This is a genomic window from Georgenia sp. TF02-10, assembly GCF_022759505.1.
GTDB lineage: Bacteria > Actinomycetota > Actinomycetes > Actinomycetales > Actinomycetaceae > TF02-10.
In genome coordinates this window covers 18,808-34,238 of sequence record NZ_CP094290.1, presented here as the reverse complement: position 1 = coordinate 34,238, position 15,431 = coordinate 18,808, and the positions used below count along the sequence as shown (strand labels likewise).

Sequence of the window (15,431 nt, the reverse complement as noted above, 5' to 3'; positions counted from 1 at the left end):
GCCAGGGTCAGGCGGTGGTCACCTGCGGACCACCCGCACCCGGAAGGTGTCCCTGCTCGCCTTGAACGACGCGTTGCCGAGGTAGACGGCGACCAGCTGGTGCCGCCCGACCGCGAGCTTGCGCTTGCCCACCTTGATGGTGACCACGCCGTTCTTGTTGAGCGTGCCCCGGGCCAGGACCCGCTTGCCCTTGCGGATCTGCACCTTGCCCTTCGGGGTGTCGGCGCTGTTGACCTTCACCTTGACGGTGAAGGGCTTGTTGCGCTTGATCTTCTTGGGCTTGACCGAGACCACCTTGGTGTTGGTGTTGGCCTTCGCGGGAGCCTCGTCGGCCTCCTCGCAGATGGTCACCCGGACGTCGTCGACGTACCAGCCGTCGACACCGTTGCAGCCGTCGCGACCCATGTCGAACCGGAACTGCACGGTGTCGCCCGGGATCAGGCCGAGCCGCGGCAGGCTGATGACCGAGGTGCCCCACGACCCGGTGCTCTCGCCGCCGTCGGTGCCGGTGAAGCCGGGCTCGCCGGCCAGCGGGTTGCTGTTGCCGGCCGCGGCCGTCTCGAGCTCCCCGCGCGGCTCGTTGAACACCCACGCGTCGTCAGGAACGACCTCGAAGGTCTCCCCGCCGTCGGTGCTGTACTTGACGTTGCCGCCGTCGTACAGCGCCTCGGTCGCCACGAGGTGGTCGAACGAGAGCCGCGGCTGGAAGCCCTCCGGGACCTCGATGACCGGCGAGATCAGCCCGTTGCGGGACGACTCGTCGTCCTCGTCGCCCGCGCAGCTGCCGGTCGTCGGGTCGGCACCGTAGGCGACCGTGGACGGCGCCCGGCTCCCGCTGCCACCGGGGTAGTCGGTGACCGTCGGCATGTCGTCGGTCGTCACCCACGGGTGGTGGACGGCGCCGCCGAGCTGCGGGAAGCCGATCCCGCCGTAGTTGCCGAACTCGTGGTCCTGGGTCCAGCCCTCGAGGCCGTCCTCGAAGTCCTCCGACCAGGTCGTGGTCGACTCGAGGCCCTTGCCGCAGGAGACCTCACCCTTCTCGAGCAGCGGCTGGAAGTTGCACTTCACGGGCTCCCTCCGCAGCTGGGTCTCGGCGATGGCGTCGGTCACCGCTGCGCAGTCGGCGCCGGTGATCGGGTCGGCCAGCTCGGGCGTGGCCGCACCGTCGGAGCCGTCGGGCTCCGTCGGCTCGCCGAGCGTCACCGCGTTGATGTCCTGGCCGGTCAGCGTGGCGCACGAGGCCTCCAGGCCGTCGGCCAGCTCGGCGAAGCCCGAGGTCGGCGTCAGGTGGTTGGTCTGCGTGTGCCAGAAGATGTTGGCCGCCTTGTCCAGCCCGATCGGCTGGACGACACCGGGGAGGCCGTCGACGAGGATCGCGAAGGTGCGGTTGACCACACCGGAGTTGGTGTGCACGCCCCCCGCGTCGTCGTACTCCTCGTCGCAGGTGTACTCGGCGTCGGAGACGCGGCCCGGGTCGCCGTAGCAGTTCGGGTTCCACATGTCGCGGATCGCGCCGCCGAACGCCGGGTCGGACTCGCCGGAGAGCCAGCGGTACGTCTCGTCCGTGTCAGCCGGCACCGCGGAGATCTCGAAGGACACGGGCTCGCCGGCCTCCTTGAACTTCGCGCCGTCCGTGTACGACACCATCACGCCGTAGAGGTCGGCGACGCCCGACATCGACGTCATCGCACCGGACTCGGTGTTGCCGACCACGATGCCGACCGCACCCGCGGCCACGGCGTTGTCCGCCTTGACCTGGAAGGTGCAGGTGCCGCGGTCGACGTAGGCCCACTGGCCCTCGACCTCGTCGGCGTTGTCGTACGCCGTGCAGCCGTCGGTGGTCGTCGGGCCCTCCTCGTTGGCCTCGTCGGTCGCCACCACGGCGGTGCCCGTCACGGGCTCCTGGCCGAACACCGGGCCGAAGGACGCCGGGATCGCCTCACAGGGACCGGCGACCTCCTCCGGGGCGGTGATCTCCATGTCGACCGCGGAGCGGGTGTAGTCCGAGCACTGGCCGGGCGTGCGCAGCACCGGGTCGTCCTGCGTCTCGCCGCCCTCGTTGTGGCGGTCGTTGAGCATGTCGACCGTCTCGCCCCAGATGTCGGAGTACGCCTCGTTCATCGCGCCCGACTGCCACTGGTAGATGAGGCCCGAGGTCGACTCGGTGTAGGCGTGGCCCCACTCGTGCGCGACCGTGTCGTCACCGGTGACGCCGGTGCAGTAGTTGGTCGTGACGCCGTTCCAGTTGGCGTTGGGGCAGTTGATGGTCGGGTCGTTGTTGACCGTGATCATCTGGCCGCCCTCGCCGTCCCAGGCGTCGTAGCCGAAGGTGTTCATGAACATCCAGTAGGCCTCGGCCGTGCCGAGGACCTCGTTCTGCTGGTCCTCGTCGAGCTCGCCCGGGAACGGGTCGCCCTCCTCCCAGACCAGGTTCTCCGGGTCGTAGGCCCCCTCGTAGAGCTCGCGGTCGAGGGCGTGCGCCATCATCGACCAGCGGTTGAGGACCTTGCCGGTGGCGGCGTCCAGGATGACGGTCTCGCGGACCGTGTCCTGGTTCCAGACCTCGACCACCCACGCGAGCCGGGACTTGCCCGGGATGCCGCGGGTGGAGCCCATCCGGTAGATCGCCTGGTCGGCCGAGCGCACCTCGAGGGTGTCGGCGACGGCGTCCGGGAGGGCGTCCTCGTAGCCCGACGGGCGGCTCTTGACCGCGCCGAGGGCCCGGGCCGTCGCCTGCTCCTCGGAGACCGTCGCGGTGGTGTCGACCTCGGCGTCGGGCGCGACGAAGCCGTTGACCGACGTGAGCCGGCCGCTCTTGTCGACGTGCGCCTTCAGCTCGGCGCCGAAGACGGGGATGCCGTCGTAGGACTGGGTGAAGGTGATCGAGGAGCCGTAGCGGTCCGTGAAGACCTCGGTCGGCTCGAGCTGGCTGGCCTCCACGCCGAACACGTCGGCGGCGTAGCGGTCGACGTACCGGTCGGCCTTGGCCTTGGCCTCCGCGACGGTGTCGGCGGCCACGGACGGCAGCAGGTCGCCGCCGCGCGCCTTGGCGCGGACGATGCCTGCCTTGCCGGTCGCGGGGTTGGTGCGGAGTGCCACGGCGCCGTCGGCGGCCTGCCGGATCTTCTCGACCGCGGTGGGGTCCGGCTTGGGCGCCGCCGTCGCGGTGTTCATCATCGGGGGTGCCGCCAGGCCGGCGGCGATGAGGGCGAGGCCGAGCGTCAAGCTGTGGCCCCGAGACAGAATTTTCACCGAGTGGTCCCTTCCCATGCATGAATTGCGGGAGGTGCGGCCCGAGAGGGGGCACCATCCGGCACCCTAGGAGTCGGCTCGGTGCGGATCTAGACCTTGATTTTCTCGGCGTGTCGGGTTCTTGTTACCGGTTGCTCACTTCGCCGGATCCGGCGTGACGACACGCATCCGTGATCCCTGTGGCTGGAGTGACGAATGAGTAGGGTCGCAGCATGGCGACCCGTACGTCTTCCCCGCCGCGGTCGCGCAGCCGGAGCACGTCCACCAGCCGCAGCAGCGGCAAGGCAGGCACCAGCTCGCGACCACGGAGTACGTCCAAGTCCCGGGCCACGAAGTCCCGGCGACCGGCACCGCGTGCCGTCCGCAGCGGCCCCGGCCCGGTGGCGCGGTTCTTCACCGCGCTCGCCCGCGCCCTGGCCGCGGTGTGGCTCGGGATCGCGCACGGCGTCGGAGCCGTGGTGCGGGGCATCGTCGGCGGCGCCAAGGAGATCGAGCCGGAGCAGCGCCGCGACGGTGTCGGGCTGCTGCTGTGCGGCCTGGCGCTGGTCGTCGCCGCGGGCGTGTGGTTCGAGGTGCCGGGCGGCGCGATGGAGCTGGTGCGCACGGTCGTCGCCGGCAGCGTCGGCAAGGTCGGCTGGTTCGTCCCGCTGCTGGTCCTCCTCGCCGGCTGGCGGGTGATGCGCGACCCGGTGCGCAACGGCCCGGTCGGCCGGCAGGTGATCGGCTGGACCACGTTCGCGTTCGGCCTGCTCGGCATCGTCCACATCGCCAACGGCAGCCCCGAGCCGGTCAGCGGCGACACCTCGCCGCTGCGCGAGGGCGGGGGAGCGGTCGGGTACGTCGTCTCGGCGCTGCTGCTCGACCTGCTGCGGTCGTCGTACGTCGTCGTCCCGCTGCTCGCGATGCTCGCGTTCTTCGGCGTCCTCGTCATCACGGCGACCCCGCTCTACCGGGTGCCCGACCGGCTGCGCGAGCTCGGCGACGTGCTGCTGGGCCACCCGCACGGCGCCGGCGACGACGCGGACGAGCAGACGCAGCCGATCCGGGCGCGGGGCGGTGACGACACCGTCGACCCGCTGATGGGCGACCCGGCCTACGACACCCCGCTGCTCACCGAGCCGCGGAAGAAGCGGCGCGGCCGCAAGGCCGAACCCAGCACCGAGGAGTCGATGGAGCTCCGGGAGCCGATCGACATCCCGCTCGAGGACCCCGCCGAGACGGAGCCGCCGGCCCCCGTCGCGCAGGAGGAGACCGGCGAGCTGGAGCCGCCGCCGCACAGCCCGCTGCCGCAGCGCGTCGAGCAGCTGGCGCTGTCCGGCGACATCGCCTACACGCTGCCGGCCGGCGACGTGCTCAAGCCCGGCTCGCCGCACCGTGCCCGGTCGAAGGCCAGCGACGCGGTCGTCGACAAGCTGAGCCAGGTGCTCGACGAGTTCGGCATCGACGCCCAGGTGACCGGCTACACGCGCGGCCCGACGGTCACCCGGTACGAGATCGAGCTCGGCACCGGTGTGAAGGTCGAGAAGATCCTCGGCGTCGCGCGCAACATCTCCTACGCCGTCGGCTCCGAGGACGTGCGGATCCTCAGCCCGATCCCGGGCAAGTCCGCGGTCGGTGTGGAGATCCCCAACACCGACAAGGAGATCGTCTCCCTCGGCGACGTGCTGCGCTCCAACGCGGCGCGCAACGACCACCACCCGATGGTGTCCGGCCTCGGCAAGGACGTCGAGGGCGGCTTCGTCGTGGCAAACCTCGCGAAGATGCCGCACCTCCTGGTCGCCGGCGCCACCGGCTCCGGAAAGTCCAGCTTCATCAACTCGATGATCACCTCGGTGCTGATGCGGGCCACGCCCGACGAGGTGCGGATGATCATGGTCGACCCCAAGCGGGTGGAGCTCAACGCCTACGAGGGCGTGCCCCACCTGATCACGCCGATCATCACCAACCCCAAGAAGGCCGCCGAGGCACTGCAGTGGGTCGTGCGCGAGATGGACCTGCGCTACGACGACCTCGCCAACTTCGGGTTCCGCCACGTCGACGACTTCAACAAGGCCGTCCGTGCGGGGAAGGTCGAGGTGCCGCCCGGCAGCGAGCGCCAGCTGACGCCGTACCCCTACCTGCTGGTCATCGTCGACGAGCTCGCGGACCTGATGATGGTCGCGCCGCGCGACGTCGAGGACGCGATCGTCCGGATCACCCAGCTCGCGCGCGCCGCCGGCATCCACCTGGTGCTCGCGACCCAGCGCCCCTCGGTCGACGTCGTCACCGGCCTGATCAAGGCCAACGTGCCGTCGCGGCTGGCGTTCGCGACCTCGTCGCTGGCCGACAGCCGGGTCATCCTCGACCAGCCGGGCGCGGAGAAGCTGGTCGGCCAGGGTGACGGGCTGTTCCTGCCGATGGGTGCGTCGAAGCCGATAAGAGTCCAGGGCAGCTGGGTGACCGAGGCGGAGATCCACCAGGTCGTCAAGCACTGCAAGGGCCAGCTCAAGCCGACCTACCGTGAGGACGTCACCGCTCCGCAGGGCGGCGGCAAGGTGCTCGACGACGACATCGGCGACGACCTCGACCTCGTCGTGCAGGCGATCGAGCTCGTCGTCTCCACGCAGTTCGGCTCCACGTCGATGCTGCAGCGCAAGCTCCGGGTCGGCTTCGCCAAGGCCGGCCGGCTGATGGACATCCTCGAGAGCCGGGGCGTGGTCGGGCCGAGCGAAGGCTCCAAGGCCCGCGACGTCCTGGTCAAGCCCGACGAGCTCGACTCCGTGATCGCGACGATCCAGGGAGAGGCATGACGTCATGACCGACGAGACCCAGCCCGAGACCCAGCCCGAGAACCAGCCCGAGAACCAGCCCGAGACCCAGCCCGACGCCCACGCGGCGGCGCCGCCCGACGCGCCGGCGCCGCAGGTGGAGGTGCGCCGCCACGTCGTCCTGTCGGGCGTCGTCGGTGCCGTCGCCGCCGTCCTCGCCGTCGCCTTCGCCCTTCGGGCGTTCGACCACGGCGGCGCCCTCGACTGGGCGACATTCGGGGTGCTCGCCCTGGTCACCGTGCTGCACCTGGCGGCACTGCTCGACGGCCGCGCGCCGCTGCTCGTGGCCGACCCGCTCGGGGTCCGGCTGCGGAAGGGCGCGACCTGGCAGGGGATCGCGTGGGACGGCGTCGAGTGCCTCGAGCACCTGCCGCGCCGCGCGCTCCGCGACGGCCACCTGCTGGTGGTCGGCGACGACGGCCGGCAGCTGATCGTCCCCCTGACCCTCGCGACGCGGGTGGTCGGTGCCGACCGCTCCGGCCTGAGCGACGAGCTGGCCGCGCTGGCCGACGGCCGCGCCGACGTGGTGGAGGTCGTGCCGGGGCTGGCCGAGGACGAGGGCGAGGCGGGTCCCGAGGACGGGGTCGAGGAGATGGCCGGTCCCGCCCCCTCCGACACCTCCGACACCTCCGACCCGGCTGCGACCTCGGGCCTGGCCGACGAGACCGACACCGTCGACTCGATCCCGGCCGTCGACGGCGACGCGTCGACCGACGAGATCGAGGCCGTGGACGGCGGCGCCCCCGACCCGGGCCGCCCGGTGGTCGCGCCCGCGCGGGTCGAGGTGCACCGGCCCGAGGTCCGACGGAACCTCGACGCGCACACCGGCACCCACCCGACCGTGGGCGCGAACGCCCTCCGGCTCGACCCCGAGCTGCGGGCGCTGCCGGAGGAGGGGGCGGACCCCGACCACGCCCTCACCGTCGTCCTCGACGACCTGGCGGTGCGGCCCGCGGCCGAGCCGGTGATCGGGCCCCAGCTCGAGGCGGCGCGCGAGCGGCTGCGGCTGACGGTCGACCAGCTCTCGGAGCGGACGCGGATCCGCCCGCACGTGATCGAGGCGATCGAGGTCGACGACTTCGGGCCCTGCGGCGGCGACTTCTACGCGCGCGGCCACCTGCGGACGCTGTCCCGGGTGCTCGGCGTCGACGCGGGGCCGCTGGTCGCGACGTACGACGAGAAGTACGCCGACGCCCCCATCGACCCGCGCCGGGTCTTCGAGTCCGAGCTCGCGACCGGCGCCGGCGGGGCGATCCGCGGCACCCGCGGCGGCCGCAACTGGTCGGTGCTGGTGGCGGCGATCATGGCGGCGGTGCTGGTGTGGTCGGTCGCCAAGCTGCTGATGGACGGCCCGGTCGAGGTCTCCTCGGTCGACACGCTCAACCAGAGCGCCGGGATCGCCAACGGCCCCAAGAAGGCGGCCGCCGTCCCGGTCACGCTGACCGCCTCCGGCGGCGGCGCCCGGCTCGTCGTCCGCGACGGGAGCGGCGACATCGTCCTCGACGGCCCGCTCGCCTTCGGGCAGACCGCGGAGCTCGAGGTCGTCCCGCCGGTGCGGGTGTGGAGCTCCGACGGCTCGGTCGAGATCTCGGTCGACGGCCAGGACCCGGAGCCGCTCGGCGAGACCGGCGCCGAGGTCACCAAGGCGATCCCCGCCCCCTGACAAGACGCCGACCCGGCTCATCTCTGCACGCAGAAGGTGCTGACCCGGCTGATCTCTGCACGCAGAAGGTGCCGACCCGGCTGATTTCTGCAACGAAACCGCGCCGACCCGGCTCATTTCTGCACGTTGCGCTGCAGAGATGAGCCGGGTCGAGCCTCGTGGCGCGCAGAGATGCGACGGGTCGAGCCTCGTGGCGCGCAGAGACGAGCCGGGTCGAGCCTCGTGGCGCGCAGAGACGAGCCGGGTCGGCGTTTCGCGCGGGGGATCGGGGAGCCGCCATACTGGCGGTCAGCCATGACGACCACCGAGACCAGCCCCGAACCCGGCACCGGCACACCCGGCACCGGCACGCCCGGCACCGGCACGCCCGCCGACGGCTCCGCCCCGCTCGCGGTCGCGCTGCTGACCCTCGGCTGCGCGCGCAACGACGTCGACTCCGAGGAGCTCGCCGGCCGCCTGGCCGCCGACGGGTTCGCCCTGGTCGACGACCCCGAGGCCGCCGACACGGTGGTGGTCAACACCTGCGGGTTCGTCGACGCCGCCAAGAAGGACTCGATCGACACCCTGCTGGAGGCCGCGGACCTCAAGGAGTCGGGCCGACCCCGGGCCGTGGTCGCCGTCGGGTGCCTCGCGGAGCGGTACGGCGCCGAGCTGGCCGAGTCGCTGCCCGAGGCCGACGCGGTGCTCGGGTTCGACGACTACACCGACATCGCGTCGCGGCTCCGCTCGATCGTGGCGGGGGAGCGGCCACACCCGCACACGCCGCGCGACCGCCGCAAGCTGCTGCCGATCAGCCCGGCCGACCGGCCCGCGGCCGCGCCGGCGACCCTCGAGGCCCGCGCGCGGCTCGACAGCGGACCGATGGCGGCGCTCAAGCTCGCCAGCGGCTGCGACCGCCGGTGCACGTTCTGCGCGATCCCGACCTTCCGCGGCTCCTTCGTCAGCCGGCGCCCCTCCGACGTGCTCGCCGAGGCGGCGTGGCTCGCCGGCCAGGGCGCGCGGGAGCTGTTCCTCGTCTCCGAGAACTCCACCTCCTACGGCAAGGACCTCGGCGACCTGCGGCTGCTCGAGACGCTGCTGCCGGAGCTGGCGGCCGTCGACGGCGTCGACCGGGTGCGCGTCTCCTACCTGCAGCCGGCCGAGACCAGGCCGGGCCTGATCGAGGCGATCGCGACGACGCCGGGCGTCGCGCCGTACTTCGACCTCTCGTTCCAGCACGCGAGCCCCACCGTGCTGCGGCGGATGCGCCGCTTCGGCGACCCCGACAGCTTCCTCGGCCTGCTCGAGCAGGTGCGGGCGCTGGCGCCGGAGGCGGGCGTGCGGTCGAACGTCATCGTCGGCTTCCCCGGCGAGACCGAGCACGACTTCCAAGTGCTCTGCGACTTCCTGGTCGCCGCCCGGATGGACGTCACCGGTGTCTTCGGCTACTCCGACGAGGACGGCACCGAGGCCGCCGGCTTCGACGACAAGCACGACGACGACGAGATCCGTGCCCGGGTGGCGCACGTCACCGACCTGGTCACCGAGCTCAACGCCGAGCGCGCCGAGGACCGCGTCGGCACGACCGTCGAGGTGCTGGTCGAGGACGTCGCGCCGGGCGTGGACGGCCACGTCGAGGGGCTGGCGGCCCACCAGGGCCCGGAGGTCGACGGCAGCACCCTGGTCCGGTACGCCGAGGGTGCGCGGGTCGGCGACCTGGTCGAGGCGGTGGTGGTCGCCAGCGACGGCGTCGACCTGGTGGCGGAAGCGACGGGAGAGAAGCGATGACCGACGGAGCTCCGGGCACGAAGCCGAGCAACTGGAACCTTCCCAACGCGCTCACCACGCTGCGGATCGTCCTGGTGCCCTTCTACGGCTGGGCACTGCTGGTCGACGGCGGCGACTCGGTGCTGTGGCGCACCGTGGCCTGGGGGATCTTCTTCGTCGCGATGGTGACCGACAAGGTCGACGGCGACATCGCGCGCAGCCGCAACCTGGTCACCGACTTCGGCAAGATCGCCGACCCCATCGCCGACAAGGCGATCACCGGCATGGCCTTCATCGGGCTCTCGATCATCATGGACACCTGGTGGATGTGGACGATCACCATCGTCGTCCTCGTCCGGGAGTGGGCGGTCACGCTGCTCCGGCTCTCGATCCTCAAATCTGTGGTCATCGCCGCCGCCAACAGCGGCAAGTGGAAGACGTTCGCCCAGGCCGGCGCCCTCGGCCTGCTCACGCTCCCGCTGCTCGAGGTCGACGGCTGGCTCGACGTCCCCGGCGAGGTGGTCTGGGTGGTCGGGATCGCGCTGCTCCTCGTCGCGTTCGCGCTGACCCTGTGGTCGGGCTACGAGTTCTTCCGCGACGTGTGGAAGCAGCGGCACCAGATCCGCGGCGGCAAGGCCGACGCCGCGCGCTGAGCGTTCTCGAGCCGCTCCGCGTCCCGCCGGCTCGGTGGTCTGGACCGGTACGCCGACCAGCCGGTGAAATTCCGGTTTCGTTACGAAACAGTTGCCTCAGGTTTCTCTCAGGATCTTGCCCGAGGGGCCCCGCACAGGCTTAGTGTCAGGGCACTTCCCCGCCCGTCGGTCGTCCGGGCCACCCGGACACCGGCCTGCCCGAGTCGTGCCCACCTCGCGGAAAGTGCCTTCATGCCCTCACCGAAGCAGCTAGTGGTCGGAGCCGTCGGGCTCGGACTCAGCGTCACTGGTCTTTCGTTCCTCGCGACACCCACCGCCCACGCCAACCCGGACGGCACCGCCCTCGTCATCTCCGAGGTCTACGGCGCCGGCGGCAACGGCGGTGCCACCTTCAACGCCGACTTCGTCGAGCTCTACAACCCGACGGACGAGGACATCAGCCTCTCCGGCCTGGCGATCCACTACCGCGCCGCCAACGGCAACTCGGGTGGTCCTCCGTTCGCGTTGTCCGGGAGCGTCCCGGCCGGCGAGCACTGGCTGATCCAGATGAGCGCGACCGGCGGCAACGGCGTGGCGCTGCCGACGCCGGACACGACCGCCTCCTTCAGCATGGCCGCCGCGGGCGGTCAGGTCGCCCTCCAGGAGGGGACGACCATCATCACGACCTCCGGCGACACCTCCGGGACGGCCGGGATCGTCGACTTCGTGGGCGCGTCCGGGGCCGCCAGCTTCGAGGGTGCGCCGGCCGGGGCGGCGAGCTCCACGAGCTCGCTCAACCGCGACGAGGCGGGCACCGACACCGACAACAACGCCGACGACTTCTCCCTCGCCGCACCCAGCCCCACCAACTCCGGTGGCGAGGGCGGCGGCCCGGGCGGCGGTGGTGACCCGGTCGAGGCGACCATCGCCGAGGTCCAGGGCACCGGTGCCGCGTCGCCGATGGTCGGCGACACCGTGATCACCGAGGGTGTCGTCACCGCGACGTACCCGACCGGTGGGTTCAACGGCTTCTACCTGCAGACCCCGGGCCCGGACACCACGCCCGGCGCCTCCGACGGCGTGTTCGTCTTCGGGCCGACGTTCGACGAGTCGACGCTGGAGATCGGGGACTCGGTCGAGGTCGAGGGTGTCGTGTCGGAGTTCGGCACGCTCACCGAGATCACCGCGAGCACCGTGACCGAGGTCGCCGACCTCGGCGACGTGGAGCCCAACACCACGATCCCGGGCACCGACTGCGCACTGCCGGGCACCGCGTGCCTGACCGGCGCGGCGCTCGAGGCCGCACGCGAGGAGCACGAGGGCGAGGCGTTCCTGCCGACCGGCGACTTCACCGTCACCGACGTGCACGACGGCTCCGCGTACAACCCGCCGAACAGCACCAGCAACAACTTCTTCGGCGAGATCGGCCTCGCGGCCAACTCCACCGAGCCGCTGGTCACGCCGACGGAGATCATCGACGCGCAGGACACGGACGCCATCGCCGCCCGGGTCGCCTACAACAACGCGCACCGGGTGGTCCTCGACGACGGCTCCAGCACGACGTACTGGAACACCGACAACCCGCCGACGGTGCCGGCGCGGAACACGCCGTTCCCGTACCACACGCCGGACCACCACGTCCGGGTCGGCGCCGCGGTCACCTTCGACCAGCCGGTGATCCTCGACTACCGCTTCGGCTGGAAGGTGCAGCCGGCCGAGCAGGTCGTCGAGGAGCCGACCGGCCTGGTCACCTTCGAGCAGGGCCGTCCGGCCGCGCCGGAGGAGGTCGGTGGCGACTTCACGCTGGCGACGTTCAACGTGCTCAACTACTTCACCACGCTGGGTGAGGACCTGGCCGGCTGCCAGCCGTACGTCGACCGCGAGAACAACCCGATCGCCGTGCGGACCGGCTGCGACGCCCGAGGCGCCTGGGACGAGGAGAGCTTCGACCGCCAGGAGACGAAGATCGTCAACGCGATCAACGCCCTCGACGCCGACATCGTCTCGGTCGAGGAGATCGAGAACAGCCTGGTCGTCGACGGCCACGACCGCGACGAGGCGCTCAGCACGCTGGTCGACGCCCTCAACGACGACGCCGGCTCGGACGTCTGGGACTACGTGGCGTCCCCGGCCTCGGCCTCCGAGCCCGCCAACGTCGCCGAGCAGGACGTCATCCGCACCGGCTTCATCTACAAGCCGGCGGCCGTCGAGCAGGTCGGCGAGGCCGACATGCTCTTCGGTGAGGCGGTCTTCGACAACGCCCGCGAGCCGTTCGCGGCCGTGTTCAGGCCCGCCGGCGGCGCCGAGGGCAGCGAGTTCGCCGTCATCGTGAACCACTTCAAGTCGAAGGGCTCGGGCGCCAACGACGGCACCGGCCAGGGCAACGCCAACCCGGACCGGATCGCGCAGGCCGAGGCGCTGTCGGCGTACGCCGACGAGCTCGCGGCCGACCGGGGCGTCGAGGCGGTCTTCCTGACCGGTGACTTCAACGCCTACTCGCAGGAGGACCCGATGCAGGTCCTCTACGAGGACGGCTACAGCCGGGTCGCGCCGGAGGGCGAGCACAGCTACAACTTCGACGGCCAGGTCGGCTCGCTCGACCACGTGGTCGCGAACGAGGCGGCCGCGGCGATGGTCGACGGCGTCGACATCTGGGAGATCAACGCCAACGAGACGGTGTTCAACCAGTACAGCCGCTACAACTACAACGCGACCATCCTCTACACCGAGCAGCCGTACAGCGCCTCCGACCACAACCCGGAGATCGTCGGCCTCGACGCCCTCGAGGCGGACGGGCCGAAGCAGATCCAGGTGCTGGGCATCAACGACTTCCACGGTCGGCTGGCGGCCGACGGCAACAACGCCGCCGGCGCCGCGGTCCTCGCCGGGGCGGTCAAGGAGCTGGAGGCGGACTACCCGACGGTGTTCGCGGCTGCGGGTGACCTGATCGGTGCGTCGACGTTCGAGTCCTTCATCCAGAAGGACAAGCCGACGATCGACGCGCTCAACGAGGCCGGTCTCGACGTCTCCGCGGTCGGCAACCACGAGCTCGACCAGGGATACGAGGACCTGGTCGACCGGGTGATGAACGCGGACCACCCCGAGGGTGGCGCCGAGTGGGAGTACATCTCGGCCAACCTGACGCTCACGTCGACGGGTGACCCGGCCGTGCCGGCGACCTGGATGACCGAGCGCGACGGCGTGCAGGTCGGCTTCGTCGGTGCGACCACCGAGGAGCTCAAGTCGCTGGTCAGCCCCGGCGGCATCGCCGACATCACGGTCGAGGACATCGTGGAGTCGACCAACCAGTACGCCGACGAGCTGCGGGCCGACGGCGCCGACATCGTGGTGATGCTGGTGCACGAGGGCGCGTCCAGCACCAGCTGCGACACCATGGACGACGATCCGGCGTCGGCGTTCGGCAGCATCGTCACCGGCGTCGACGACGACGTGGACGCGATCATCTCCGGCCACACCCACCTCGCCTACAACTGCGAGATCGGTGGCCGCCCGGTGGTCTCGGCCGGCCAGTACGGCACCGCGCTGAACCAGCTGGTGTTCGACGTCGACCCCGCCACCAACGAGGTCCTCGACGTCACCGCCGCGCTGCTGCCGCTGGTCAACCAGGGCTACACCCCCGACCCGGTCGTCGAGCAGATCGTCGCCGACGCGAAGACCGAGGCGGACGTGCTGGGAGCGGTCGAGCTGGGCCAGATCGAGGACCGGTTCGGCCGGGCGAAGCTCCCGGTCCCGGCACCGCCGCCGGCGCCGCCGCTCGCGGACGAGAACCGCGGTGGCGAGTCGACGCTGGGCAACCTCGTGGCCGAGGTGCAGCGCTGGGCGACCGAGACGCAGGAGGCCGGGAGCGCGCAGATCGCGTTCATGAACCCGGGCGGTCTGCGGGCCGACATGGACGGCTCCGCCGACGGCGACGGTCCGCGCGACGTCACCTACCGGCAGGCCGCCAACGTCCAGCCGTTCGCCAACACGCTGATCAACATGCAGCTCACGGGCGCCCAGATCGAGACGGTGCTGGAGCAGCAGTGGCAGCGGACCACGGCCGGTGCCGTGCCCTCGCGGCCGTTCCTCAAGCTGGGCGTCTCGGAGGGCTTCAAGTACACCTACGTCGAGACCCCGGTCACGGTGGGCAGCACCGAGACCTTCCAGGGCGAGGTCACGGGGATGTGGCTCGACGGCGAGCCGATCGACCCCGAGGCGACGTACTCGGTCACGGTAAACTCGTTCCTGTCCACCGGTGGCGACAACTTCCACGAGCTGGCCAACGGCACGCAGAAGCGCGACACCGGCAAGGTCGACCTGCAGGCGATGGTCGACTACATGGAGGAGTTCGCCAACACCGAAGAGGGTGACGAGCCGCTCCCGGTCGACTACGAGCAGCGCGGGGTCGAGGTCGAGTTCCCGGAGGGTGCTCCGGAGGTTTACGAAGCCGGGGACCAGGTCGTGTTCGACGTGGCGTCGCTGGCGATGTCCGGTCGGGTCAACCCCGAGGACCCGGTCTACGACGTCCAGGACGACACGATCCTGGTCATGCTCGACGGTGAGGAGATCGGCTCGGCGCCGGTCGACAACACCATCGGCACCGTCCGTTACGACCAGTACGGCACCGCCCACGTGGACGTCACGCTGCCGGTGACCACGCCGGTCGGTGAGGTCGAGCTGCTGCTCGTCGGCCCGGAGACGGGCACCGAGGTGATCGTCCCGATCACCGTGGCGGCGGCCGTCCCGGCCGTCGTCAACGAGACGGCGCCGACGGTCACCGGCAAGGCGCAGGTCGGCAAGACGCTCACCGGCACCCCCGGTGAGTGGACGCCGGAGGCCGAGGACGTGGCCTTCCAGTGGCTGGCGGACGGCACCCCGATCGCCGGCGCCACCGGGACGAGGCTGAAGCTGCGGGCCGGCCACGTCGGCAAGCGGATCAGCCTCCGGGTCACCGCCTCCGCCGACGGCTACACCGACGGGGTGGCGACGTCCGCCGCGACGCCCAAGGTGGCCAAGGGCTCGGTGAGGATGACCGCGAAGGTGACGCCCAAGAAGGTCAAGGTCAGGAAGACCCGGGCCTGGGTGACCGTCACGGTGGCCAACGCCGACGGCATCAAGGTCGGCGGCACGGTGACCGTCAACGCCAAGGGCATCAAGAAGGTCAGCAAGCAGGTGGTCAACGGCAGGGTCAGGCTCCGCCTCCCGGCGTTCGGCACCAAGGGCAAGAAGGTGCTGACCATCCGCTACGCCGGCAGTGCCGCGCTGAAGGGCGCGACGGTCAAGCGGACGATCCGGGTCCGGCGCTGACCCTGCACGACCAGCCGCCCAGCA

At 71.3% G+C, this 15,431-nt stretch carries 6 protein-coding genes; 5 read left to right on the top strand and 1 reads right to left on the bottom strand.

The window, feature by feature from the left end:
* Positions 1 to 18 precede the first annotated feature (18 nt).
* On the bottom strand, positions 19 to 3,252 hold the full coding sequence (locus MF406_RS18950) for a M4 family metallopeptidase (protein WP_305853006.1): 3,234 nt from the start codon (positions 3,250 to 3,252) through the stop codon (positions 19 to 21).
* A 212-nt stretch (positions 3,253 to 3,464) separates the two neighbouring features.
* Between MF406_RS18950 and MF406_RS18135 the strand changes: the two genes are divergently transcribed.
* From MF406_RS18135 to MF406_RS18115, 5 genes are all read left to right on the top strand, one after another.
* On the top strand, positions 3,465 to 6,041 hold the full coding sequence (locus tag MF406_RS18135) for a DNA translocase FtsK (protein ID WP_242897970.1): 2,577 nt from the start codon (positions 3,465 to 3,467) through the stop codon (positions 6,039 to 6,041).
* 4 nt (positions 6,042 to 6,045) lie between these two features.
* A complete protein-coding gene (locus tag MF406_RS18130) occupies positions 6,046 to 7,722 on the top strand; it encodes a helix-turn-helix domain-containing protein (protein ID WP_242897969.1) in 1,677 nt (558 codons plus the stop codon).
* Between the two features lie 294 nt (positions 7,723 to 8,016).
* The gene (gene rimO / locus MF406_RS18125) at positions 8,017 to 9,489 is read left to right on the top strand and encodes a 30S ribosomal protein S12 methylthiotransferase RimO (RefSeq protein WP_242897968.1); all 1,473 of its coding nucleotides are present in this window, start codon (positions 8,017 to 8,019) and stop codon (positions 9,487 to 9,489) included.
* Positions 9,486 to 10,121 (top strand): CDP-diacylglycerol--glycerol-3-phosphate 3-phosphatidyltransferase, encoded by a 636-nt coding sequence (gene pgsA, locus MF406_RS18120; RefSeq protein WP_242897967.1) that lies wholly within the window; start codon positions 9,486 to 9,488, stop codon positions 10,119 to 10,121. Before rimO ends, pgsA begins: the two co-directional genes overlap by 4 nt.
* A 231-nt stretch (positions 10,122 to 10,352) precedes the next feature.
* The gene (locus tag MF406_RS18115; protein WP_242897966.1) at positions 10,353 to 15,407 is read left to right on the top strand and encodes an ExeM/NucH family extracellular endonuclease; all 5,055 of its coding nucleotides are present in this window, start codon (positions 10,353 to 10,355) and stop codon (positions 15,405 to 15,407) included.
* The last annotated feature ends 24 nt before the right edge of the window (positions 15,408 to 15,431 follow it).